Origin of the sequence: Parabacteroides massiliensis (assembly GCF_900155425.1) — a bacterium.
GTDB lineage: Bacteria > Bacteroidota > Bacteroidia > Bacteroidales > Tannerellaceae > Parabacteroides > Parabacteroides massiliensis.
Genome location: NZ_LT700191.1, coordinates 642,659 through 667,065, shown reverse-complemented (window position 1 = coordinate 667,065; position 24,407 = coordinate 642,659). Strand labels below are relative to the sequence as shown.

Genomic DNA, 24,407 nt, shown 5'->3' with positions numbered 1-24,407 from the left:
AAAGCGTATGTTGCAGAATGAATTAAAGGAAATACGGACCCGGCTTCGCTTGGCGATGAATGGTGTGATCTCTACCAGCATGCGCGAAAAGGGTATTGTCTATAAGCTGAATTTCGGCGTTCCGTTGCCCGAAATCAAGCAGATTGCCACTATGCACAAACCGGATTCCGAGCTGGCTGCCGCTTTGTGGAAGGAAGATATTCGCGAATTCAAGATACTGGCTTCTCTCTTGCAGCCGGTGGACGAGTTCTCTTCCCGGAAGGCGGAACAATGGGTGAAGGAAATTCCTTATTTGGAAATAGCGGAACAGTGCAGCCACAATTTGTTTTACAAGTTGCCGGATGTGGAGGATTTGCTGCTTGGGCTGATAGCTGATGCGGCAGACGAATATGCACGGACGGTAGCTTACCTTGTCTGGACCGAGCTGTTTAAGGAAGGGAAGATCCTGACAGTACCGGTGAAAACCACATTTGTCGCGGAATGTATGCAGACGCTTGCCAGTCCAGCCCTGGAGGCTTCTTTCAAGGAAAAGCAGGCTGCGGTAAAAGCCATGAAGTTTTATGGAAGGCAGTCGGCCGATCAGGCACGGCAAATGTTGGGCAGATTCGACGATTTCCCTGAATTCATGCAGACGTCCGAAGGGCAGGAAATGTATAATGATTTAAAATTTGAGTTTGAATATTGCCGTTAAGACTTTGCGTTTAAAATAAATGCGCTAACTTTGTCAGTCGCGTGGAGTCGCTACTTGAAGATGGAAGCAAAAAAATATACAGAGATGCAAGACCTGTTTACCAGGTATCTTGTCGAGAAAAAACTACGAAAGACGGAGGAACGATATGCCATATTGGAGTGTATATGCAGTTTCCCCGGTCATTTCGATATGGGTTTGCTTCATCAGAAACTGGAAGAAATGAATTTTCATGTCAGTCGGGCTACTGTTTATAACACGGTCGATGTATTGGTGGACTGTGGCCTGATTGTGCGCCATCAGTTGACGGCACAAGCCGTACAGTATGAACTACGGATGCTGGCGGAGACACATCTGCATCTGATCTGTACGAAATGCGGGGCGATTCGGGAGCTGAAGGATGCAACACTGAAAAAAGATGTCGGAGCATTGAAAATATCGCGTTTCACTCCGGAATATCATGCGCTTTACATTTATGGCCTGTGCAGCAAATGTAAGTATCGGCTTCAGCGGAAGAGGTAAGAATATTAACATCTATATAATATATATAAACGATGAAAGTTGACGTTCTATTAGGATTGCAATGGGGTGACGAAGGCAAAGGGAAAGTTGTCGACGTTTTGACTCCGAATTACGATGTGATAACTCGTTTTCAAGGAGGTCCCAATGCAGGACATACTTTGGAATTTAACGGTGAAAAGTATGTGTTACGTTCCATCCCTTCCGGTATTTTCCAGGGAGGAAAGGTAAACGTTATCGGTAACGGTGTCGTGCTGGATCCGTTATTGTTCCAACAGGAAGCTGAAGTGCTTGCAGCCAGCGGACACGACCTGACCAAACAGTTGTGTATCTCCAAAAAAGCTCATTTGATCTTGCCGACTCACCGTATATTGGATGCAGCCTACGAAGCTGCGAAAGGTTCAGGTAAAATCGGTACGACCGGTAAAGGTATCGGACCGACTTACACGGATAAAGTCAGCCGTAACGGTCTGCGCATAGGTGACCTATTGCATAACTTCGACGAAAAGTATGCAGCAGCAAAAGCAAGACATGAAGCTATTCTGCGTTCTTTAAATTACGAATATGACATTACCGAACTGGAAGCACAGTGGTTTAAGGCTTTGGAATATCTGAAACAGTTCCGCCTGATCGACAGCGAACATGTGATCAATAACTATCTGAAAGAAGGCAAGTCGGTTTTGGCCGAAGGTGCACAGGGTACTATGTTGGATATCGATTTCGGTTCGTATCCGTTCGTGACTTCTTCCAATACGATTTGTGCAGGTTGCTGTACAGGCTTGGGGGTTTCTCCGCGCAACATCGGCGAAGTTTACGGTATCTTCAAAGCTTATTGCACACGTGTCGGTAGCGGTCCGTTCCCAACCGAATTGTTTGATGAAACAGGCAGCAAGATACGCCAGATCGGTCACGAATATGGCGCCGTAACCGGACGTGAACGCCGTTGCGGTTGGATTGACCTGGTTGCGCTGAAATATGCGATCATGATCAACGGAGTGACGAAACTGATCATGATGAAGAGCGATGTGCTGGATGGTTTCGATACGGTCAAGGCTTGCGTCGCTTATAAAGTCGATGGTAAGGAAACGACCGAATTCCCATTTGAAATCAATGAAGGCATCGAACCGGTATATGTGGAAATGCCGGGCTGGAATGTCGACATGACGAAGATGCAGAGCGAGGACGAATTCCCAGAAGAGTTCAATGCCTACATTTCTTTCCTCGAAGAAGAACTGGAAGTGCCGATCAAGATTGTTTCTGTCGGCCCTGACCGTGAACAAACAATTGTCAGATATACCGAAGAATAAAACCTGAAAATAATACAAAATGGCAGAAGACCACATCCCGTAAGGATGATCTCCTGCCATTTTTGTTTTTGGCAGGCTTTTTGCCGTTCGTGATTTAGTATAACGATATAAATTAGAAGAATATGAGCATGTATTGGATTATATTTATCGGTTTTGCCCTTCTTAGCTGGCTGGTTTCTTCCAGACTGCAGAACAAGTTTGAGAAATATTCCAAGATTCCAATGCCGAATGGCATGACAGGAAAAGATGTGGCGGAAAAGATGTTGCATGATAACGGTATTTATGATGTAAAGGTTATTTCTACTCCCGGACATTTGACGGACCATTATAACCCGGCAAATCAAACCGTCAATCTGAGTGAATCGGTTTATTACAGTAATAGTATTGCGGCCGCTGCCGTTGCGGCTCATGAATGCGGACACGCTGTCCAACATGCCACGGCCTATGCGCCTCTTCGGATGCGTTCGGCTTTGGTTCCGGTTGTCAGCTTTGCCTCCAACATTATGACATGGGTGCTGTTGGGCGGTATGCTGTTGCTGCATACATTCCCACAGTTGTTGCTTTTTGGTATTATCCTGTTTGCAACGACCACTTTGTTCAGTTTCATTACGCTTCCGGTCGAGATCAACGCAAGCCGGCGGGCTTTGGTGTGGTTGAGCAACGCCGGCATCACGAATGTTTATACGCATGACAAGGCTGAAGATGCCTTGCGTTCTGCTGCTTACACGTATGTAGTGGCTGCTTTGGGCTCGCTTGCTACATTATTATATTATATCATGATTTTCTTGGGTGGAAGAAGCCGGGATTAAACAGGAAGCATTACCTTTGCAATCTTAATAATAAATTAGTGAATCATGCAAAAGCCGTCTATCCCTAAAGGAACAAGAGATTTTTCGCCTGAAGAAATGGCGAAGCGTAATTATATATTCAATACTATTCGCGAAGTATACCATCTGTACGGATTTCAGCAGATCGAAACGCCGGCTATGGAAAACCTGTCTACACTGATGGGCAAATATGGAGAAGAAGGCGATAAGTTACTTTTCAAAATATTAAATTCGGGTGACTGTTTTTCCGGGATAACGGATGAAGAACTGTCGGAACGTAATGCTATAAGATTTGGAATGAAAGCTTGCGAAAAAGGTTTGCGTTATGACTTGACAGTTCCTTTTGCCCGTTATGTGGTACAACACCGTAATGATATTGCTTTCCCGTTCAAACGTTACCAGATACAGCCGGTATGGCGTGCCGACCGTCCGCAGAAAGGACGTTACCGCGAGTTTTACCAGTGCGACGGTGATGTGGTAGGTTCCGATTCACTGGTGAACGAAGTCGAACTGATCCAGATTATGGATGAGGTATTCCGCCGTTTCGGCATTCGCGTCTGCATCAAGATGAACAACCGTAAGATCCTTTCCGGTATTGCCGAGATAATAGGTGAAGCCGACAAGATTGTCGATATCACGGTTGCCATCGACAAACTGGATAAGATCGGTTTGGATAATGTGAATGAAGAATTGCGTTCCAAGGATTTGTCTGAAGATGCAATCGCCCGTTTGCAGCCTATCATTATGTTGAAAGGTACGAACCGCGAAAAGCTGGCTGTGCTGAAAAAGGAATTGGCAGCATCGGAAATCGCGATGAAAGGTATTGCCGAAATGGAATTTATCCTGGACCGCATCGAGAAATTGGAACTGACAGCAGAGTTGGAGCTGGACCTGACGTTGGCACGCGGTCTGAACTACTATACGGGGGCCATCTTCGAAGTGAAAGCGTTGGATGTCCAGATAGGAAGTATCACGGGGGGCGGACGCTATGACAATTTGACCGGCGTGTTTGGCTTGGACGGTGTTTCTGGTGTCGGAATCTCCTTCGGAGCCGATCGTATCTTCGATGTCTTGAACCAGTTGGAACTTTATCCGGCCGATTCTTTGAAGACCACGCAACTGCTGTTCGTGAACTTCGGCGAAAAGGAAGAAAACTATTTATTGCCTCTGATATCGAAAGTACGTGCTGCCGGTATCCGTACGGAGTTGTATCCTGAATCTGCCAAGATGAAGAAACAGATGGGATATGCCGATACGAAGAAGATTCCGTTCGTGGCGATTGTCGGTGAAAACGAAATAAACGAAGGCAAGATCAATCTGAAAAACATGTTGACAGGTGAACAGTCTCTTGTCACGTTGGATGAACTGATCGAAAGATTCTAACAAAAAAGGATAGGAAGTGCTACGATTTTATTGTGGCACTTCTTTTTTATATACAGATATTTATGAAAACACCTTGTCTTATTCTCTCGACTGCTTTATATCTGTCATCCTGCACATTCCAACCCCGTGCCTCTTGGGTGATGACTACGGAAAAGGCTTTCTGGCAGGAACAACCCGATTTGCTTTCCGCATCGGCTGATACTGTCCGGACAATTGATGTAACCGTATATAAGGATAAGCCCTTGCAGGAGATCGACGGGTTCGGCGCCTGTTTCAATGAATTAGGATGGATTTCTTTGAGTCGTCTGAATCCGACTGACCGTGAAAGCATAATGGAAGAACTTTTCTTTCCGGAATACGGAGCTAATTTCACAATCTGTCGTATGCCGGTCGGGGCAAATGACTTTTCTCGTGACTGGTATTCTTATGATGAGACGGACGGTGATTTTGAAATGAAGAATTTCACTATCGCGAACGATCAGCAGACCTTGATTCCTTTTATCCGGAATGCCCGGAAATATAATGTGGACTTGCGTATCTGGGCGTCTCCTTGGTGTCCGCCTTCTTGGATGAAGTCCAACAAGCATTATGCTTCGGCTTATACCGGAGAGGCTTATGATGAAAAATACCGGAACGGCTTGCCGGCAGATAAAGTCGGGTATGAAGGGGAGGATATGTTTATTCAGGATTCGCTCTATTTGCAGGCCTACGCTTTATATTTTTCCAAATTTATCCAAGCCTATAAGGAGCAAGGAATAGACATCTTTGCCGTTATGCCGCAGAATGAATTTAATTCAGCCCAGATCTTTCCAAGTTGTTGTTGGACGGCGGCCTCGTTGGCAAATTTTATCGGAAACTATCTGGGACCGGCAATGGCGGAACTGCAGGTCGATGTCATGTTTGGAACTGTCGAGCGCAAGAACGAGGCGCTGGTCGATACGATCCTGTCGGATCCGGCTTGCCGTCGTTATATAAAAGGTGCCGGTTTTCAATGGGCCGGCAAGGGAGCGATAACCGGAATACATGAACGCTATCCCGACCTGAAACTTTATCAGACGGAGCAAGAGTGTGGCAACGGTTTGAATGACTGGAAAGGCGCAGTATATTCGTGGAACCTGATGCGGCATTACCTGAATAGTGGCGCTTCTACCTATATGTATTGGAATATCTCCCTTGAGAAAGGAGGAATCAGTCGTTGGGGATGGGCTCAGAATTCGTTGGTGGTTGTAGATCCTGTTGATAAAACTTATTCTTTTACTCCCGAATATTATATAATGAAACATTTGAGCCATTATGTCCGGCCCGGTGCACGCAAGGTGGAAACAGACGGTACGTTTACCGATCTGCTCGCTTTTGTCAATCAGGATAAAAGTATCGTGATCGCCTTGGCGAACGAAGGACTTGACAGCCGTACTGTTTCAATCCGTATCGGAAACCGTGTGTACCAACCGTTGCTTCCGCCACAGTCCGTTTCTACTATTTTTATAAACTGACAGTTGAACTTCCTCATTTACTCTCTTGTTGTAATGAGAAAGTTTTTTTTGTGGCAGAAAGGTCATCCTGTCAGACATATTTGCATTGTCTGCCTGCCCGTAGTGTAAAATTGTCAGTCTTTTTCCTGATAATGATTTTGGCACAGTATTCGCATAGGCATTTACGTGTAAAAAGAAAGCACAAGATTAACGTAATATTATTAACAACTAAAAAAATATACAACGATGAACATTAAACCATTAGCAGACAGAGTGCTGATTAAGCCGGCTGCAGCAGAAGAAAAGACACTTGGCGGAATCATTATCCCCGATTCAGCAAAAGAAAAACCTTTAAAAGGTGAAGTTGTTGCCGTAGGTCACGGAACAAAGGATGAAGAAATGGTTGTAAAGAATGGCGATACTGTTCTGTACGGTAAGTATGCAGGTACGGAAATTGAACTGGACGGAGAGAAATATCTTATCATGCGCCAGTCTGATATTTTGGCTATTATCTAAATAATTGACAATTGATAATTGACAATTGATAATTCAAAAACATTTATACATTTATATAAAACGATAGAAATCATGGCAAAAGAGATTAAATACGATATGGATGCCCGCGACCTTCTGAAGAAAGGTGTGGATGAACTGGCTAACGCAGTAAAAGTAACATTGGGCCCGAAAGGACGTAACGTGATCATCGAAAAGAAATTCGGTGCTCCTCATATCACAAAAGACGGTGTGACGGTGGCTAAAGAAGTAGAAGTGGCTTGCCCGTTCGAAAACATGGGTGCTCAGCTGGTTAAGGAAGTAGCTTCCAAGACTAACGACAATGCCGGTGACGGTACGACAACTGCTACGGTTTTGGCACAGTCTATCATCGGTGTCGGTCTGAAGAACGTAACAGCAGGCGCTAATCCTATGGACTTGAAGCGTGGTATCGACAAGGCTGTGACTAAAGTCGTAGAACATATCGCAGCTCAGGCTGAAGCAGTAGGCGACCAGTTCGAAAAGATCGAACACGTAGCCAAGATTTCTGCTAACGGTGATGAAGCTATCGGCAAACTGATCGCTGAAGCTATGCAGAGAGTAAAAACCGAAGGTGTTATCACGGTAGAAGAAGCAAAAGGAACCGAAACTACAGTAGATGTTGTAGAAGGTATGCAGTTCGACCGTGGTTATATCTCTCCGTATTTCGTAACCAACACAGAGAAGATGGAATGCGAGATGGAAAATCCGTATATCCTGATCTACGACAAGAAGATATCTGTATTGAAAGACCTGCTGCCTATTCTTGAGCCGGCAGTTCAGAGTGGTCGCCCTCTGTTGATCATCGCTGAAGATATCGATAGCGAAGCATTAGCTACTTTGGTTGTAAACCGTCTGCGTGGTTCTTTGAAGATATGTGCTGTCAAGGCTCCGGGCTTCGGTGACCGTCGTAAAGCTATGTTGGAAGATATCGCTGTCCTGACTGGTGGCGTTGTGATCTCCGAAGAAAAAGGTTTGAAGCTGGAAGGTGCTACAATGGATATGCTGGGTACTGCAGAAAAAGTTACGGTAGACAAAGACACGACTACTATCGTAAACGGTGCAGGCGATAAGGAAGCTATCCAGGCTCGTATCGGCCAGATCAAGACTCAGATCGAAAATACGACTTCCGACTACGATAAAGAAAAGCTGCAGGAACGTTTGGCTAAAATGGCCGGTGGTGTTGCCGTTCTGTATGTAGGTGCTCCGTCTGAAGTTGAAATGAAAGAAAAGAAAGACCGTGTTGACGATGCTCTGCATGCAACTCGTGCTGCAATCGAAGAAGGTACGGTTCCTGGTGGTGGTGTGGCTTACATCCGCGCAATTGAAGCATTGGAAGGCCTGAAAGGTGAAAATGAAGACGAAACAACCGGTATCGAAATCGTTAAACGTGCGATCGAAGAACCGTTGCGTCAGATCGTAGCCAACGCAGGAAAAGAGGGCGCAGTAGTTGTTCAGAAAGTAAAAGAAGGTAAGGGTGACTTCGGTTACAATGCTCGTACAGACAAGTATGAAAACTTGTGTACAGCCGGTGTGATCGACCCTGCTAAGGTAACACGTGTAGCGTTGGAAAATGCTGCTTCTATCGCAGGTATGTTCCTGACTACGGAATGTGTGATCGCTGAAAAGAAAGAAGAAACTCCGGCAGCTCCTGCTATGAACCCTGGTATGGGTGGCATGGGTGGTATGATGTAATTCTTCCCATAAAGTATAAAATCAGAAACGGCTGCTTCCTGAAAGGGAGGTGGCCGTTTTTTCGAATAAAAAAAGTATGGTTACTGTTTGGCAATCTCAAAAAAGTTGTTACCTTTGCACCGCAATCAAGAGAGATTGCTTCACTGAAAAGTGCTGAATTGCCCAGGTGGCGGAATTGGTAGACGCGCACGTTTCAGGTGCGTGTGTCGAGAGGCATGCAGGTTCGAGTCCTGTTCTGGGCACATCAAAGCGGATAACTTATAGGGTTGTCCGCTTTTTTTATATTCCCTGATGAAGTTTGATTAAACTTTGAACCATTATTCCCGTCTGTTATAGAAAGGGGAATGGAAGGAGATAAGGATTATTTTCTTATATTTACCCCCAAATTAGTGAGTAGGAATGCAACAATATATAGAGGAAGAGATAATAAAGCAATTACGCGATCCGGCACATCAACGTGAAGCCTTCGCGCAGGTTGTCAATTTCTATGGGGAGAAGTTGTATTGGCAGATACGAAAGATGGTGTTGGACCATGACGATGCCAACGATTTATTGCAAAATACATTCCTGAAAGCCTGGATGAATATCGACTATTTCCGGGGAGAAGCGAAGTTGTCGACTTGGTTGTATAAGATCGCGATAAACGAATGTATAACCTTTCTGAACCGGCAACGTGCACAAAACAATGTATCGATTGACGATACGGATGTGTTTTTGCTGGAGCGTCTGAAGGGCGACGAGTATTTCGATGGAGATGCCGCACAGATGAAGCTACAGGAAGCCATCCTGACATTGCCGGAGAAACAGCGTGCCGTTTTTAATATGAAATATTTTGACGATATGAAATACGAAGATATGTCTGAAATATTCGGAACTTCCGTAGGCGCTTTAAAGGCATCCTATCATCATGCGGTGAAAAAAGTAGAGGAGTTTTTAACAAAAGACATTTAAACCTTTTGTATTGCCATTTGTCAAAAGAATGTAAAAGAGAGATAATATGAAAACAGAACAAAACAATCTGGATCGTTTTAAAGGAAAAAATCCTTTTACTGTGCCTGACGGATATATGGAAGGGTTGACGGCTAACATTATGAGTCAGCTTCCCGAGAAAACACCGGAAAAGGAGGCAAAAAAGATTTCCTTGATGGATCGTGTTCGTCCCTGGTTGTACATGGCAGCCGTTTTTGCCGGATTGGGATTGTTTTTTAAAGTTTTGGTCGGACCGGAAGATAAAGCGGCAAAAACGGATTCGTTGCTCGTCAAAACAGAAGTGTCTCCTGCCTCAGTTTCAGCTCTGCAAGCGGCTGATGATGAAGAGTACCTGGAGTATTTGGAAGAACGATATACTGGCTATATCTTGGCTGAAGAAATAGGAGAAATCGAATAAATTGGAAAAAAATCAAGTTGGACGAAATATTTTTGAAAGAATACTTGTATGAATAAAATATTTTTTATTACATTTGTGGCGTGTTCAGTTGTGTTCTCATTCAGTGCTCACGCTCAAAGTGGGAAACAGCATCGCAATTTTGATAGAGAAGCATTTTTGGCAAAGAAAAATGCTTTTATTACGGCAGAAATGGGGTTGACCCCGGAAGAGGCTGCATTATTTATACCTCTTAGTAACGAACTGCAAGAAAAGATGTTTGAGGCCGGTCGTGAATGTCGTAAGCTATCCAAAGATTTAAAGCACAATGAAAGTGCAACCGATGCTGACTACTTGAAGGTAATTGATGAGTGTGTGAGCGTGAACATGAAGCAGGCGCAATTGGAAAAGGAGTATTATGAAAAGTTTAAAAAGATATTATCTCCGAAGAAACTTTACAGATACAAACATGCAGAAGGAAAGTTTGTACGGGAGTTTATGAAAGGAGGAGATAGTAGAAAAGAGGAAAATAAGAAGAAATAAAATATTATCATTATTTGTGTTTTTTGTTTAGATTTAGTTTTGGCGTTTAAGTTAAGGGAGGGGTGGCGACGTGATGTCGGTTCCCCTTTTGTTTTTTATAACCCTTTCGATTTGGCTTCATTCCAGATCCGGTCCATTTCTTTCAAAGACATTTCTTTTAATGACTTGCCTTCTTTTATGGTATGCTCTTCTAAATAGTTGAAACGACGGATAAACTTTTGGTTTGTGCGTTCCAAAGCATTGTCTGGATTGATCTTATAGAGACGGGCTGCGTTGATCAGGCTGAAGAACAGGTCGCCGAACTCGGCTTCCATCTTGTCTGCATCCATCTTGTCGATTTCGGTCTTCAGTTCGGTAAACTCTTCGTATACCTTATCCCAGACCTGGTCGCGTTGTTCCCAATCGAAACCGATGTTGCGGGCTTTGTCTTGGATACGGTGAGCTTTGACCACGGAAGGCAAAGAGGCGGGAACGCCTTCGAGAACAGTCTTGTTGCCACCTTTTTCTTTTAGTTTGAGTTGTTCCCAGCTCTGTTCCACTTTGCCGGCGGTATCGGCCTGAGCATCTCCGAAGACATGCGGATGGCGGTAGATCAGCTTCTGGCAAAGGCTGTCGCATACATCCTTGATGTCGAATGCTGCCTTTTCTTCACCTATTTTGGCATAGAAGACAATGTGCAGGAGCAGGTCGCCTAATTCTTTTTTAATGTTATTGTTGTCATCTTTCATGATGGCATCGCACAATTCGTAAGTCTCTTCGATTGTATTTGTGCGAAGGCTTTCGTTTGTTTGTTTACGGTCCCACGGACATTTCACACGAAGCTCGTCCAGTATGTCGAGCAATTGTCCGAAGGCTTCCATCTTTTCTTGTTTAGTTGCCATTATAAATAATGTATTAATGTGATAATGTGCCAATAAACCAATGTGATAATGTGCCAATTGGAAGGAGCCCTTTTGTTGGCACATTATCGCATTGGCACATTATTTAAATATTTTCAATCCGTTTTCCAGGAACTGGATATAGTCGGGAACACTTTCGTTGAATGCATACGACGGACCGAGCGGTTCACCTTCGGCATTCAGCAAGATGTAGAACGGTTGGGCATTTGCACCGAATTTGCTGCGCTGCAAATAGCTCCATTTGTCACCGATTGTTTTCAACTTTCGGGTCTTGCCGTGCTCTTCGATCGTGATTGGCTGCGGCAGCTTCGTCTTGTCGTCAACCATCAGGGTGATCAGGACATAATCATTTTCCAATATCTGTTTTACTTTCGGGTCGGTCCAAACGGAGGCTTCCATCTTGCGGCAGTTCACACAACCGAAACCGGAGAAGTCGATCATGACCGGCTTGTTCACTTTCTTGGCATAAGCCATACCTGTTTCGTAATCGTCAAAAGCAGCGTGTACTTCACTATTATACAAGTTGAAATCCTGAGTGTACAAAGGAGGAGCGAAAGCGCTGATCGTTTTTAATGGCGCACCCCAAAGCCCCGGAACCATATAAACGGCAAAAGAGAAAGAAATGATCGCCATGAACAGGCGCGGCACGGATACGTACGGCAGGTCGCTGTCGTGGCTGAACTTGATCTTACCCAACAGGTAGCAGCCCAACAGGATAAAGATCACGATCCAAAGTACGATAAACACTTCGCGGTCCAGCAAGCGCCATCCATAGGCCAAGTCGGCAACGGAGAGGAACTTGAGTGCCAGTGCCAGTTCAAGGAAGCCTAATACAACCTTGACTGAGTTTAGCCAGCCTCCGGACTTCGGCATGCTTTGCAGCATATTCGGGAAGATAGCGAAAAGGCTGAACGGAATAGACAGTGCCAAGGCAAAACCGAACATACCGATAGCCGGTCCTACCGCTGTTCCCATCGAAGCGGCCTGTACCAACAGAGTTCCGATGATCGGACCTGTGCAGGAGAAGGAAACCAGCACCAACGTGAACGACATGAAGAAAATACTGATAATGCCCGTCGTCGAATCTGCTTTCGAATCCAACTTATTCGTCCAGGAAGAGGGCAATACCATTTCGAACGCCCCGAAGAAAGAGATGGCGAAGACTACTAACAGCAGGAAGAATATGATGTTGAAGATTGCATTCGTCGACAAGTCGTTCAATGCGCTTGCTCCGAATATACCCGTAATCAGCAATCCCATTACCAGATAAATCACAATGATCGAAAGTCCGTATGTCACCGCGTCTCGGATCGCTTTCTTGCGGTCTTTCGTCCGTTTGAGGAAGAAGCTGACCGTCATCGGGATCATCGGCCATACACAAGGTGTCAGCAGGGCGATCAATCCACCTAAGAAACCGGCGAGGAAGATAAACAACCACGATGTGTCGGTTGCGGAAACCGTCGTGTCGCCGAATGCCTTCAACTTGTCGATGACAGGAGTCCAGAGGGCAGCATCGTCGGTCAGTTCGTTAGAGACGCGGGTTGGCTTGTTCTCGGCTTTGTCCTTGTCGGCTACAGGAGCGGAAGTCTTCAATTCTGCCACTTCTTCCACCACCTTTTCGGTATCCGGCTGTACGGCTGTCACATCATTTTGCTCGACTTCCGGTTTTTCAGCTACCGTTTCGGTGGCAGCTGTCATCTTTATGTTCTTTTTGTCGAACGAGAAGCTGACGCGGTCGGGCGGTAGGCAAGTCTCATCGTTGCAAGCCATAAATTCCACTTCACCTTCGGCTTTGAACTTAGCGGGATCAGTCACTTTGAACTTTTGGGTGAATGAAACGGTACCCGGATACCAACGCAGGTTCATGGCGAACAGTTCGTCGTACACAGTGGTCGGTTTGACAGATGAAGTCGGTTTGCCGATCAGTTCGGCTCCTTTCAATGTCTCGAATGTGAACGAGGTAGAGACCGGACCACCTTCCGGCAGGTCTTGATCATATAAATGCCAGCCTTTATCGGCGGTAGCGGTAAACACGATCTCTTTCTCCGCAGAACCGGAATCGTTCAGTTGTATCTTCCATTTCACAGGCTGGAGAATCTGTGCCTGTACGGTCAGTGCGACGAGCACCAACATCAAGGTACTAAAGAGCTTCTTCATATTATTTTTTATTTTAGTTATTTAGCTAAAGAGGTGAATTTATCAGGAATGCGTGTCTCAAAACGCATCTCTTCGCCCGTTACCGGATGAATGAAGTTGAGCCGTCGGGCGTGAAGCATCAGCCGTCCGGTAGGATCTGTCTCTGCGCCATACTTGTAATCGCCTGCGATGGAGTGGCCGATCGATTGCATTTGTGCACGTATCTGGTTCTTACGTCCTGTCTCCAGGTCGAGCTCCAACAGTGAATAAGCTCCGTTGCTGTGCAACAGGCGGTAACGTGTGATCGCCTCTTTTCCTTCTCCTTCAGCCGTCACGTAGACTTGCATCTTGGCATTTTCTGTCAGGTTGGAAACGATCAGGTCGCAGTCTTTATCCGGACGCCCTTCCACTACGGCTACGTATGTGCGTGCCGTGATGGCAGAGTTCCAGTTCGATTGCAAAGCCTTTTGCACATGCTGGTTCTTGGCGAACATCATCAACCCCGAAGTGTCGCGGTCCAGACGATGGAGCACGAATATCTTGTTGCGCGGATCCGTCTTCTTGACATATTCACTGAGCAGATGGAAAGCGGTCCGTTCTTTCACGCGTGTGCTGGAAACCGAAAGCAAGCCTTCTTTCTTGTTTACGACTATCAGGTCCTCATCTTCCCATACAATCGTGAGCAGCGGGTTGTTGAACTCGACTTTTCCCCGTTCGTAGCTGATTAACACCTCGTCGCCCGGTGCGAGCGGCGTGTCGAACTGAGAGGTTACCGTACCATTGACTGAAATCTGTCCGTGGGCGAGTAACGCCTTGACAGAACTTTTACTTTGTTCGTTTAAAAGACCGAACAGGAAGGGAAGTAACGTATTCTCCTCTTTCACTGTAACTTTACGTCCTCGAGGGGCCCTTGATCTATCTGTGTCTCTGTATTCTGAGCGTCTTGCCATATTCCTAATTATATATAGTTTACAAAGATACTGGCTTTTGGCCAATGCTGCAAGGAGATGCGGACAACTTATGATAAGATTATTTTGCAGGCAGATGTTTGAGCTCTGAAAGAATGTACTATTTTTGCTAAAAAGATTAAATTAAATTGGTATGCTATACCTTAAGGGGAATTTTGAGAAGCTATATAAATTGTATTATCCGAAGATGTTCGCTTTTGCCCAAAATTATGTTCCGGCAAATGAAGATGCAGAGAATATCGTGCAAGATGTATTTCTTATACTTTGGGAAAGAAAGGACGAAATCGAGATATCTTTTACGCTTACGACTTATCTGTTTACATTGGTGAAAAACCGCTGCCTGAACTTTCTGCGCCACAAGCTGATCGAAGAAGAGTATAACAGCCAGATGAAAGAAGAGCTAAGATTCAAATTGTATGCATTGGAGACGTTCGACTATTCCTACCAGTCGGAGGAGGAGTTGCAGGAGATTATCCGGCGTGCTCTTGACACGTTACCTGAACGTTGCCGCGAAGTCTTTATCAAAAGCCGTATCGAAGGGCTTAAATACAAGGAAATATCGGACGAGCTCGGAATCTCTGTGAATACGGTAGAGAATCAGATGGTCACAGCTCTCAAAAAGTTACGTGTGGCACTGAAAGACTATTTGCCGTTATTGTTGTTCCTGGTTAATTAATGTTTATTTGGGATCGGGACATAGTGGTACGTTCCGTGATGAGGGTTTAACTTATATATATAATGACAAAAGGAAGTATGTACGATCTGTTATCAAAATATTTGGCAGGAGAGATTTCTGTAGAAGAAAAACGAATTCTTTTCCAGCAGTTGAAAGAAAATAAAGAACTCAGGAAAGAGGCGGCCGGGATACAAAATCTGTCCGCGCTTGTTTCTATGGCGAAAGAGGATGGGGTTGCTTCGGACAGGCAATATCGCTTGTTTGTCGGTATGCGGAAGAGACGTACGTTGCTATTCAGTCTGCGTAAAGTGGCGAGTTATGCCGCGATCGTGCTCTTTTCTGTCTTGTCGACTTATCTGCTGATGAATTATGCGGGAAACAAAGAGGAAGAGCTTGTCCGTTATCAGGTGTTTTCGACTCCACCCGGGCAGCGTGCCAAAGTCTTGCTTGCCGACGGTACCGAAGTTTGGTTAAATGCCAACACCACCTTGCGTTATCCCGAACGTTTCGACCCGAAAAAGCGGGAAGTCGAACTGCATGGTGAAGCTTTTTTCGAAGTGGAGAAAGCAGCAGGGAATCCTTTCGTGGTCAAGACAAACAAAATGGATATTCAGGTCACCGGAACGAAGTTCAACGTAAATGCTTACGATACGGAAGAATATTTTGTAGCTTCACTGGTCGAAGGGGCTGTCTCCGTTTCCTGTGTGCATGGCAGGAGTAGCAGCTATGCTTTGCAACCTCGGCAGCAAATTGTTGTCTCGGATCATTCTGCCAAAGTTTCCTTATTCGAAAATACGGATTTTATGGCATGGAAGGATGGAGTCTTTATCTTTGACGATATGTTGCTGACGGATATCATTAAGAAGCTGGAACTCTACTATGATGTATCGATCATCGTGAAAAACACGAAACTCGGGAACTTCCGCTATACCGGTAAATTCAGGCAACGAGATGGAGTGGAAAGCGTTTTGCGGAAACTCCAGATCGTATATCCGTTCAAGTATACGAAGGATGACGATAAGAACCTGATCGTATTACAATAAAATAACATTATCATTTTAATAGTGGCAATAGAGATATTGCTGTCGGGTTCGTTAGCTTTGTTAGAAGTTAAGCGAGGTTAAAAAATAAAGTGTCTATAGTGGTCTTTCACTGGTGAGGGGTCAAACTTATAAATATCAGGAAAAACATGTGTAACCTAAAAAGATAATGCCTATGATTTGAATAGAAGAAGTTTTATATATATAAAAGCCGTCTGGTGTGCCCGCACCAGACGGCTAAAATTTAACACCTTTAATCGTAAAAAGAAGTATTAAATATCTAATTCACAAAAGTATGAAAAAATATACTTTACCCATACATTTATTACGTAAAAGACAGTGCTTTGGTAAATTTTTTAATGTTATGAGATTATCAACATTGGGATTGTTCGCCTGTGCCTTTGCTTCTTATGCGGCGGATATGGATGCGCAGACGGCAAAAGTAAATATTACAAATTCCCGTATGACAATCGGAGCCTTTATCGAACAAGTCGAAAAAGAAACGGGATATATGTTTGTATACAACAAACGAGATGTCGATGCAAATAGAACAGTTTCACTTGAATCCGGAAGTAAATCCGTTGCTGATTGCTTGAACCGTGTTTTCGATGGTTCCGGTATCAAGTATGTTTTTGATGATGATTATATTGTATTGACGAAACGAGGAGAAAAGCAAATTTTGTCCGTTTCCCAACAGGTTGGCAAAACTGTAGCCGGGATGATTGTGGATGAGACCGGCCTGCCGATTATCGGAGCGAATGTTGTTGAAAGAGGAACGACTAACGGAACGGTGACAGATATAGATGGAAAGTTCTCAATCAACGTCTCTTCGGAAGATGCCATTTTGATTATATCTTATATTGGTTATATAGAACAACAGTTTTCTGTCGGTACCCAGAAGAAATGGCCGCTTGTTCTGAAAGAAGATTCACAGAGTTTGGATGAAGTCGTAGTGGTTGGTTACGGCACACAACGTAAGGGCAATATTGCGACTGCTGTAACGACAGTCAAAGCAGAAACGTTGCGAAACCGTCCGGTGCAGACTGTAGGAGAAGCTTTGCAAGGGCAGGTGCCTGGTTTGATGGTAACGGGCAAAGGTGCTCCAGGGGAATCTCCTTCTCTTCAACTGCGTGGGTCTTCTGTTTTGAATACTAATAATTCTACGGCGCCATTGGTGTTGGTTGACGGTGTTCCGGCAGATTTCAACTTTTTGAATCCGGAAGACATTGAAAGCATAAATGTCTTGAAGGATGCAGCTTCGTCTGCAATCTACGGTTCACGTGCAGCCAACGGTGTTTTATTGATCACGACAAAACGAGGAAAAGAAGGCAAACCTACGTTCCGGTATAATGGTTCCGTGGGGGTTAATACGCCGATGCACATGCCTAAAACAGTCAGTTCCGGACAATATGCTCGCATTATGAATGAGGCAGTAGCTAATATGAATCAGGATCCGATTTATACTGCCGAACAGATTGCCGGCTATGAGAATGGAACAGATCCGAATCGCTATCCGAATACAGACTGGTTAGATCTGACGATTCAGAACACTGTGATAACCCGTCATGGCATTGAGGCTTCCGGCGGGACTGAGAAGGTGAAATATTTGGTGAGTGCAGGTGTAGATCATCAAACAGGCATTTTCCCGCAAACACAACAGAATGTATTCAACGTGCGTTCAAGTACTGATATCCAGATTAGCAAAAAATTTGACATTTCGTTCGATATCCGTTATCAGTTACGTGATATGGAAGGTTTGAATAATCAGCAGGATATTTATAAACAGGTTATTGCAGCAGATCCGACAATGGTGGCTTATTATACAGATGGAACGTATGGTTACAACGCCGGTTTCTTTACCAATCCATTGGTTGCGCTTTATGAAGGGGGGCAGAAATTTACAAACCGGCATGAGGCTTCAGGTCTTTTCAAGTTGAACTATGAAATTGTTGACGGATTGACATTTACTGGAATCGCGAATGTTAAATACACGTTTAAAGATGAAGAATCCCAATCTCGCAAATTAGTGTATAAGAATTATTTTACACAAGAAACGATAGAAAAAGGCCAGAACACTTTTTCTGATCGTAGAGATCAGGATAACTACTATAATTTGCAGGCATTGTTGAATTATAAGAAGAGCTTTGGCATCCATAATTTTGATATTTTAGCCGGTTATCAACAGGAAAGTGAAAGTAGTGACTGGTTGAAAGGAGCTCGTTCTGGTTATCCGACAGATCTGATTTGGGAGTTGAATCCTGGTCCGAAAGATAATTGGAGTAATGATGGAAACGGTGAGCATTGGGCTTTAGCCTCTTTCATTGGGCGTATCAACTATGATTATGACAATAAATATATTCTGTCGTTGAGTATGCGTTCTGATGCTTCTTCGCGTTTTGCAGCAGGAAGTCGTTGGTCGACATTCCCTTCTGTAGCTGTCGCTTGGCGTCTTTCTCAAGAGTCTTTCATGGAGGGGACGCACAACTTCTTGGATGATTTGAAAATTCGTGCTTCTTGGGGACAGACCGGTAATGCGAACGGGTTGGGGCTGTATCCGAGCTATACGTTAGTTTCGACTGGAGGTTTGATTCTGAACAACAGCTATCAGCAGATTGCCCAGTTGAAAACAATCGGAAACACGGAACTGACATGGGAACATTCGGATATGTTCAATGTAGGTATGGACGCCCGGCTGCTGAATAATCGTTTGAGTTTTACGGGTGAATATTATGTCAAGAACACGCGAGATATATTGTTGGCGATGCCTGTCCCATTGGAATATGGTTTTGGCAAACCGAATATGAATATCGGTCAGGTTCGGAATAAAGGATGGGAATTGTCATTGGGATGGAACGACCGGGTGAACGATTTCGGATATAGCATTTCAGCAAACTTGTCTGATAACCGGAATGAAGTCGTTGATTTGGGAGATACGGGTCCGTGGAAGGGTTCGAGTACCTATACGGAGGTTGGTTTGCCGTTCAACTCTATTTATGGTTATGAATCGATGGGGTTATTCCAGTCAGACAAAGAAGTAGCGGAAGCTCCATTCCAGAACTCGAAGACAAGTGCAGGTGATATCCGTTATAAAGATCAAAATGGTGATAACAAGATCGATGCAAATGACCGTGTCGTTTTAGGAGATCCCAATCCTCATTTTCTGTATGGCATGAATCTTTCGTTCGATTATAAAAACTTTGATTTGGGAATGTTTTTCCAAGGTGTCGGACAACAAGATCGGATTGTGAATGATCATTTTGTAAGACCTTTGAATGACGCTTCTATTTTTGAACATCAACTGGATTATTGGACACCTCAGAACACAGATGCCAAATATCCGCGTATTTTGAATAAAAGCGATGCGAATCATAATTATGAGAACTCTGATTACTGGATGATCAACGCCGGTTATTTACGTATGAAGAACTTGACATTGGGATATACTATTCCTCGCAAGGTGTTGTCTTCAACCGGTTTCAGCCGTGTACGTGTTTATTTCACGGCCAACAACCTGTTTACGGTCTCTGATTTCGTACCAGGTATGGATCCGGAAGCAGCCAGTGCATGGGCTTATCCGTTTGCCCGTACATATTCATTTGGTTTGAATGTCAATTTTAAAAGTAAGGAAAGATGAAAACGATAAATAAATATTTGTGTGCGATTGCCTTTTTATTAGGATTGGTTTCGTGTGACAGTTTTTTGACAACTCCGCCACTGGATCAAATTTCGGAGGATCAATGGTGGAATGATAAAAGCCAGACAGAAATGATGGTTAAAGGAGCTTATGAGTATATTTATGGTACGGAAGAAGTTGCATATCGGGATTGTTTCAGTGATAATGGAATGCGCAGGAGTTCTGCTCAAACAGAAATAGGCAATGGAACCTATACGACTCAGAATAGTGCAGTGAAAAGAGAATGGAAATATGCTTCTATCGCCAAGTTAAATTATATAATGGAAGGCTTGGAAAAAGCGAAAGATAAAATAACGGAAGCTGAATATTTGAGGTTTAGTGCAGAGGTTCGTTTTATCCGGGCTTTTGTTTATTATGATATGATATTCTATTTCGGAGATGTTCCATTAATCACTAAAACATTGACTGTTGCGGAATCTCGTGAGACTTCTCGCCAGCCTCGTCAGGAGGTTCTGAATTTTATATTGAGCGAGTTGGAAGGTTTTGTTCTCCCTAATATAAATGCGCTTGAAATTAAAGAGAGTGGACGTGTGAATGAGCAGACAGTCAATTCATACCTTTCTCGCATTTATTTATATGAAAAGAATTATGAAAAGGTGTTAGAGTACACAGAGAAGGTCATAGAATCTGGCGATTACGAATTGTATGCCGATTATGATAAATTGTTTCGTCCGCAGTCGGATGGAAACAACAAAGAGGTAATATTTGAGCGTCAATATAGTTCACCGTTAGTCGTCCATGATTTAAACAGAAATTTGTCGTATGTCTCCGGTGTTTATTCTGGTTGGTCTAATGTGCTTGCTTTAAATGAGCTGGTTGACGATTATGAATGTTTGAACGGACATCCCGTTTCTGAATGTGAATCTTTGGGTTGTGAGTATGCTCAGAAAAGGAAAGAGGCTGAAACGGAAACCCATCGGGGTGAATTTGATTTTCGTGATCCTCGCTTGAATGCAACTATCACTTGGCCGTACAAGGAATGGGTTGTAGATGGAAATGTGCGTTGCCGTTATGGAGTGGACGATCCTAATAGTGGCGATTATGTACAGAAAGAAACACACATGACAGGTTATATGTGTGAAAAATGGATTGACTTGCGAGGAGAATATGCAGATCGTACATTGGCAGATAAAAACATGACGATTTTGCGTTATGCCGATGTCTTACTAATGCGTGCGGAGGCTTTGATTGAATTATCTCAAAATTTGCCTGAAGCAGTTTCTTTGATCAATCAAATCCGTGCTCGAGTCGGAATGCCTAATATAGATGTCGCTTCTCAATCGGTTTTGAGAGAAAAACTTCGTCATGAAAGAAGAATTGAGACAGCATTTGAAGGATTACGTTATTTTGATATTATTCGCTGGCGTATTGCGGATAAAGTGAAATCCGGTAAAGTTTATGGTGCTCGTTTAAGAGCTGTCAATGAAGCAATGGACCATAAATTTGTGGAAGAACGTTTTTGGAACGATAAAATGTATCTTTTCCCAATCCCACAAGAGGCAATGGATAATAATGGGAATTTAGTTCAGAATCCTGATTGGTAAAATAGATTGTAATTCACGTTGTGATCCCCGAACCTGAGTTCTTTGAATGAAGATTCGGGGATTTTTATGAATAAAGAATTAGTATATATCGTATGGTTAGGATGTGGTGGTGACAACAGAATTTGGGCAAATGTCATTTTATTATCTTTATTCGGATAAATCAGTACATTATGAAAGGTTAAAAAATATTACCCGTTAGTGTAGTTCCCAAAACATGGGGTACTAATCCGATTTAGAGGGGGTAGTAGTGACATTTTGATAATCTTAAAAACATATTCCTTCATCATCTCAGAGGCTGAGGATACAAATTTTCTCAAATTTACTGCAATAACAAGCGATGAACATTTCCTAAATGAAAAAGCCGTGATGCAAAGTAATATAAAACGAAGCTCTTATGTGCTTATCTATATTATTTTTGTACTTTTGCACCTTAAAATGGCGGACTTTTTTAGTCTGTGCCGAACATAGATATAAATATAACGAAACAATATGGAAATTGCAAGTAAGTACAACCCCGCAGAAGTAGAGGGTAAGTGGTATCAGTATTGGTTGGATAACGGCTTTTTCAAGTCGAAACCCGACGGCCGTGAGCCGTATACAATCGTCATTCCACCTCCAAACGTCACCGGCGTGCTTCACATGGGACACATGCTTAACAATACCATTCAGGACATTCTGATCCGCCGTGCCCGTATGCAGGGAAAAAACGCTTGTTGGGTGCCGGGAACGGACCATGCTTCCATCGCAACCGAAGCTAAAGTCGTGAATCGCCTTGCACAGCAGGGGATTAAGAAAACTGACCTGACACGTGAAGACTTCCTGAAACATGCTTGGGAATGGAAAGAGGAACACGGAGGCATCATCCTTAAACAGTTGCGTAAGTTGGGGGCATCTTGTGATTGGGATCGTACGGCTTTCACGATGGACGAACTGCGTTCCGAAAGTGTGATCAAGGTTTTTGTCGATCTCTATAATAAAGGATTGATATATCGTGGTGTCCGTATGGTGAACTGGGATCCGAAAGCGCTGACCGCCCTATCCGACGAAGAAGTTATTTATAAGGAAGAGCACAGCAAACTATATTACCTCCGCTACAAGGTGGAAGGTGATCCGGAAGGCCGTTATGCGGTTGTCGCTACAACCCGTCCTGAAACGATCATGGGAGATACGGCTATGTGTATCAATCCGAACGACCCGAAGAACGCTTGGTTGAAGGGGAAGAAAGTGATTGTTCCGTTGGTAAACCGCGTGATCCCGGTGATTGAAGACGATTATGTGGATATCGAGTTCGGTACCGGTTGTCTGAAAGTGACTCCGGCACACGATGTGAACGACTATATGTTGGGCGAAAAATATAATTTGCCTTCTATTGATATATTCAATGACAACGGTACGATCAGCGAGGCCGGCGGTTTGTATGTCGGTATGGACCGTTTTGATGTCCGTAAGCAGATCGAAAAAGACCTGGAAGCTGCTGGGCTGATGGAAAAGGTGGAAGCTTATGAAAATAAAGTCGGTTTCTCCGAACGTACCAATGTGCCTATCGAACCGAAATTGTCTATGCAATGGTTCCTGAAGATGGAGCACCTTGCACAGATTGCCTTGGAACCGGTGATGAAGGATGACATCAAGTTCTATCCTCCGAAATTCAAGAATACCTATCGCCATTGGATGGAAAATATCAAGGACTGGTGTATCAGCCGTCAGTTGTGGTGGGGACACCGTATCCCCGCTTATTTCCTGCCCGAAGGCGGTTATGTCGTAGCCGAAACGGCAGAGAAAGCGTTGGAAATGGCAAAGGAGAAGACCGGTAACGTCTCTTTGACAATGGCCGATCTGCGTCAGGACGAAGATGTGCTGGATACTTGGTTCTCTTCTTGGTTATGGCCGATCTCCCTGTTCAATGGCATCAACGATCCGGACAACCAGGAGATCAACTACTATTATCCGACGAGCGACTTGGTGACAGGACCGGATATTATTTTCTTCTGGGTAGCCCGTATGATTATGGCCGGTTACGAATATCGGGGCAAGATGCCGTTCAAGAATGTTTATTTCACCGGTATTGTGCGTGACAAACTGGGACGTAAGATGTCAAAGTCATTAGGAAACTCTCCCGACCCGCTGAAGCTGATCGAGCAATACGGTGCCGATGGCGTGCGTATGGGGCTGATGATGGCGGCACCTGCCGGAAACGATATACCTTTCGATGAAGCGTTGTGCGAACAAGGGCGTAACTTCAACAATAAGATATGGAATGCCTTCCGTCTGATCAAAGGATGGACGGTCGATTCAACTATCGAACAGCCTGAAGCGGCAGCTACAGCCGTCAAGTGGTTTAAGATGCAGTTGGACAAGACAATCGTCGAAATGGACGACCTGTTTGGCAAATACCGTTTGAGCGAAGCGATGATGGCTGTTTACAAACTCTTCTGGGATGAGTTTTCTGCTTGGTACTTAGAGATGGTTAAACCGGGTTATCAACAACCTGTTGATAAATCGACCTACTTGTCAACACTTGGCTTCTTCGACGCCCTGCTCCGTTTGCTCCATCCGTTTATGCCCTTTATAACAGAAGAATTGTGGCAAGCATTGGAACCGCGCAAAGAAGGTGAAAGCTTGATGGTCGCTTTAATCCCGGAAGTTGCACCTGTTGATAACGCATATTTGGAGAATTTCGAAATTGCAAAAGAAATTGTGGGTGGAGTGCGTACGATACGTCTTCAGAAAAATATACCGAATAAGGAAGCATTGGAATTGCAGGTATTGGGTGAACATAACGATCACTTCAACGCCGTAATTACCAAAATGTGTAACCTGTCGTCCATTATTCGTACGGAAGAAAAAACTGCCGGCTCTGTTTCCTTCTTGGTGCGTACGACGGAATATGCTGTTCCATTGGGTAATATGATCAACGTGGAAGAAGAACTGGCTAAGCTTCAGGACGAACTGAAATACCAGCAAGGTTTCCTGGCCTCTGTGTTGAAAAAGCTGAGTAACGAAAGTTTTGTAAGCAAAGCTCCGGCCAAAGTCATTGAAATGGAACGCAAGAAACAGGCCGATGCAGAAAGTAAAATCAAGTCTATCGAAGAAAGTATCGCAGCTTTGAAGAAGTAGGTTTC

19 protein-coding genes and 1 tRNA gene are annotated in these 24,407 nt (G+C 44.1%); 17 read left to right on the top strand and 3 right to left on the bottom strand.

What is annotated here, in order from left to right; all coding sequences use genetic code 11:
• The first annotated feature begins 7 nt into the window (after nucleotides 1-7).
• From BQ9893_RS13735 to BQ9893_RS13680, 12 genes are all read left to right on the top strand, one after another.
• Entirely contained in the window at nucleotides 8-691 is a 684-nt protein-coding gene (locus tag BQ9893_RS13735) for a DNA alkylation repair protein (protein ID WP_075966550.1), read from the top strand.
• 60 nt (nucleotides 692-751) lie between these two features.
• Nucleotides 752-1,210: a Fur family transcriptional regulator gene (locus tag BQ9893_RS13730; protein ID WP_075967382.1), complete on the top strand. Its 459-nt coding sequence runs from the start codon at nucleotides 752-754 to the stop codon at nucleotides 1,208-1,210.
• A gap of 32 nt (nucleotides 1,211-1,242) precedes the next feature.
• Nucleotides 1,243-2,514 (top strand): adenylosuccinate synthase, encoded by a 1,272-nt coding sequence (locus BQ9893_RS13725; RefSeq protein ID WP_075966549.1) that lies wholly within the window; start codon nucleotides 1,243-1,245, stop codon nucleotides 2,512-2,514.
• A gap of 122 nt (nucleotides 2,515-2,636) precedes the next feature.
• Nucleotides 2,637-3,323, top strand: coding sequence for a zinc metallopeptidase (locus BQ9893_RS13720; protein ID WP_075966548.1), 687 nt, complete (start codon nucleotides 2,637-2,639; stop codon nucleotides 3,321-3,323).
• 45 nt (nucleotides 3,324-3,368) lie between these two features.
• Entirely contained in the window at nucleotides 3,369-4,724 is a 1,356-nt protein-coding gene (gene hisS, locus BQ9893_RS13715; RefSeq protein WP_075966547.1) for a histidine--tRNA ligase, read from the top strand.
• Between the two features lie 62 nt (nucleotides 4,725-4,786).
• The gene (locus tag BQ9893_RS13710; protein WP_075967381.1) at nucleotides 4,787-6,217 is read left to right on the top strand and encodes a glycoside hydrolase family 30 protein; all 1,431 of its coding nucleotides are present in this window, start codon (nucleotides 4,787-4,789) and stop codon (nucleotides 6,215-6,217) included.
• Nucleotides 6,218-6,442: 225 nt separating this feature from the next.
• Nucleotides 6,443-6,712, top strand: coding sequence for a co-chaperone GroES (locus BQ9893_RS13705; RefSeq protein ID WP_075966546.1), 270 nt, complete (start codon nucleotides 6,443-6,445; stop codon nucleotides 6,710-6,712).
• 72 nt (nucleotides 6,713-6,784) lie between these two features.
• Nucleotides 6,785-8,422, top strand: a complete 1,638-nt coding sequence (groL, locus tag BQ9893_RS13700; RefSeq protein WP_075966545.1) for a chaperonin GroEL — start codon at nucleotides 6,785-6,787, stop codon at nucleotides 8,420-8,422.
• Nucleotides 8,423-8,582: 160 nt separating this feature from the next.
• Nucleotides 8,583-8,664: transfer RNA gene (locus BQ9893_RS13695), tRNA-Leu, on the top strand.
• A 157-nt stretch (nucleotides 8,665-8,821) separates the two neighbouring features.
• Complete coding sequence (locus BQ9893_RS13690; protein WP_075966544.1) at nucleotides 8,822-9,373, top strand: RNA polymerase sigma factor; 552 nt, start codon at nucleotides 8,822-8,824, stop codon at nucleotides 9,371-9,373.
• A 46-nt stretch (nucleotides 9,374-9,419) separates the two neighbouring features.
• Nucleotides 9,420-9,809 (top strand): hypothetical protein, encoded by a 390-nt coding sequence (locus BQ9893_RS13685; RefSeq protein WP_075966543.1) that lies wholly within the window; start codon nucleotides 9,420-9,422, stop codon nucleotides 9,807-9,809.
• Nucleotides 9,810-9,857: 48 nt separating this feature from the next.
• Entirely contained in the window at nucleotides 9,858-10,328 is a 471-nt protein-coding gene (locus BQ9893_RS13680; RefSeq protein ID WP_075966542.1) for a hypothetical protein, read from the top strand.
• A 95-nt stretch (nucleotides 10,329-10,423) separates the two neighbouring features.
• On the opposite strand, the gene mazG is transcribed toward BQ9893_RS13680, so the two are convergent.
• The 3 genes from mazG to BQ9893_RS13665 all read right to left on the bottom strand — a co-directional run bounded on the left by mazG (nucleotide 10,424) and on the right by BQ9893_RS13665 (nucleotide 14,313).
• On the bottom strand, nucleotides 10,424-11,209 hold the full coding sequence (gene mazG / locus BQ9893_RS13675; protein ID WP_075966541.1) for a nucleoside triphosphate pyrophosphohydrolase: 786 nt from the start codon (nucleotides 11,207-11,209) through the stop codon (nucleotides 10,424-10,426).
• Nucleotides 11,210-11,308: 99 nt separating this feature from the next.
• Nucleotides 11,309-13,384, bottom strand: a complete 2,076-nt coding sequence (locus tag BQ9893_RS13670) for a protein-disulfide reductase DsbD family protein (protein WP_075966540.1) — start codon at nucleotides 13,382-13,384, stop codon at nucleotides 11,309-11,311.
• Nucleotides 13,385-13,401: 17 nt separating this feature from the next.
• Nucleotides 13,402-14,313, bottom strand: a complete 912-nt coding sequence (locus tag BQ9893_RS13665) for an RluA family pseudouridine synthase (protein WP_075966539.1) — start codon at nucleotides 14,311-14,313, stop codon at nucleotides 13,402-13,404.
• Nucleotides 14,314-14,464: 151 nt separating this feature from the next.
• Between BQ9893_RS13665 and BQ9893_RS13660 the strand changes: the two genes are divergently transcribed.
• The 5 genes from BQ9893_RS13660 to BQ9893_RS13640 all read left to right on the top strand — a co-directional run bounded on the left by BQ9893_RS13660 (nucleotide 14,465) and on the right by BQ9893_RS13640 (nucleotide 24,402).
• A complete protein-coding gene (locus BQ9893_RS13660) occupies nucleotides 14,465-15,007 on the top strand; it encodes an RNA polymerase sigma-70 factor (RefSeq protein ID WP_075966538.1) in 543 nt (180 codons plus the stop codon).
• 62 nt (nucleotides 15,008-15,069) lie between these two features.
• Nucleotides 15,070-16,050: a FecR domain-containing protein gene (locus BQ9893_RS13655; protein ID WP_244155137.1), complete on the top strand. Its 981-nt coding sequence runs from the start codon at nucleotides 15,070-15,072 to the stop codon at nucleotides 16,048-16,050.
• Between the two features lie 361 nt (nucleotides 16,051-16,411).
• Nucleotides 16,412-19,681, top strand: a complete 3,270-nt coding sequence (locus BQ9893_RS13650) for a TonB-dependent receptor (protein WP_244155136.1) — start codon at nucleotides 16,412-16,414, stop codon at nucleotides 19,679-19,681.
• On the top strand, nucleotides 19,678-21,285 hold the full coding sequence (locus BQ9893_RS13645) for a RagB/SusD family nutrient uptake outer membrane protein (protein WP_075966535.1): 1,608 nt from the start codon (nucleotides 19,678-19,680) through the stop codon (nucleotides 21,283-21,285). Before BQ9893_RS13650 ends, BQ9893_RS13645 begins: the two co-directional genes overlap by 4 nt.
• Before the next feature lie 489 nt (nucleotides 21,286-21,774).
• Nucleotides 21,775-24,402, top strand: a complete 2,628-nt coding sequence (locus tag BQ9893_RS13640) for a valine--tRNA ligase (protein ID WP_075966534.1) — start codon at nucleotides 21,775-21,777, stop codon at nucleotides 24,400-24,402.
• Nucleotides 24,403-24,407: the final 5 nt, after the last annotated feature.

Coding starts and splice junctions, on each gene's coding strand:
- BQ9893_RS13725 (WP_075966549.1), top strand. CDS start 1,243: ATGAAAGTTGACGTTCTATTAGGATTGCAATGGGGTGACGAAGGCAAA.
- BQ9893_RS13720 (WP_075966548.1), top strand. CDS start 2,637: ATGAGCATGTATTGGATTATATTTATCGGTTTTGCCCTTCTTAGCTGG.
- BQ9893_RS13640 (WP_075966534.1), top strand. CDS start 21,775: ATGGAAATTGCAAGTAAGTACAACCCCGCAGAAGTAGAGGGTAAGTGG.
- BQ9893_RS13690 (WP_075966544.1), top strand. CDS start 8,822: ATGCAACAATATATAGAGGAAGAGATAATAAAGCAATTACGCGATCCG.
- BQ9893_RS13730 (WP_075967382.1), top strand. CDS start 752: ATGGAAGCAAAAAAATATACAGAGATGCAAGACCTGTTTACCAGGTAT.
- mazG (WP_075966541.1), bottom strand. CDS start 11,209: ATGGCAACTAAACAAGAAAAGATGGAAGCCTTCGGACAATTGCTCGAC.
- BQ9893_RS13680 (WP_075966542.1), top strand. CDS start 9,858: ATGAATAAAATATTTTTTATTACATTTGTGGCGTGTTCAGTTGTGTTC.
- BQ9893_RS13705 (WP_075966546.1), top strand. CDS start 6,443: ATGAACATTAAACCATTAGCAGACAGAGTGCTGATTAAGCCGGCTGCA.
- BQ9893_RS13665 (WP_075966539.1), bottom strand. CDS start 14,313: ATGGCAAGACGCTCAGAATACAGAGACACAGATAGATCAAGGGCCCCT.
- hisS (WP_075966547.1), top strand. CDS start 3,369: ATGCAAAAGCCGTCTATCCCTAAAGGAACAAGAGATTTTTCGCCTGAA.
- BQ9893_RS13650 (WP_244155136.1), top strand. CDS start 16,412: ATGAGATTATCAACATTGGGATTGTTCGCCTGTGCCTTTGCTTCTTAT.
- BQ9893_RS13735 (WP_075966550.1), top strand. CDS start 8: ATGTTGCAGAATGAATTAAAGGAAATACGGACCCGGCTTCGCTTGGCG.
- BQ9893_RS13685 (WP_075966543.1), top strand. CDS start 9,420: ATGAAAACAGAACAAAACAATCTGGATCGTTTTAAAGGAAAAAATCCT.
- BQ9893_RS13655 (WP_244155137.1), top strand. CDS start 15,070: ATGACAAAAGGAAGTATGTACGATCTGTTATCAAAATATTTGGCAGGA.
- BQ9893_RS13660 (WP_075966538.1), top strand. CDS start 14,465: ATGCTATACCTTAAGGGGAATTTTGAGAAGCTATATAAATTGTATTAT.
- BQ9893_RS13670 (WP_075966540.1), bottom strand. CDS start 13,384: ATGAAGAAGCTCTTTAGTACCTTGATGTTGGTGCTCGTCGCACTGACC.
- groL (WP_075966545.1), top strand. CDS start 6,785: ATGGCAAAAGAGATTAAATACGATATGGATGCCCGCGACCTTCTGAAG.
- BQ9893_RS13645 (WP_075966535.1), top strand. CDS start 19,678: ATGAAAACGATAAATAAATATTTGTGTGCGATTGCCTTTTTATTAGGA.
- BQ9893_RS13710 (WP_075967381.1), top strand. CDS start 4,787: ATGAAAACACCTTGTCTTATTCTCTCGACTGCTTTATATCTGTCATCC.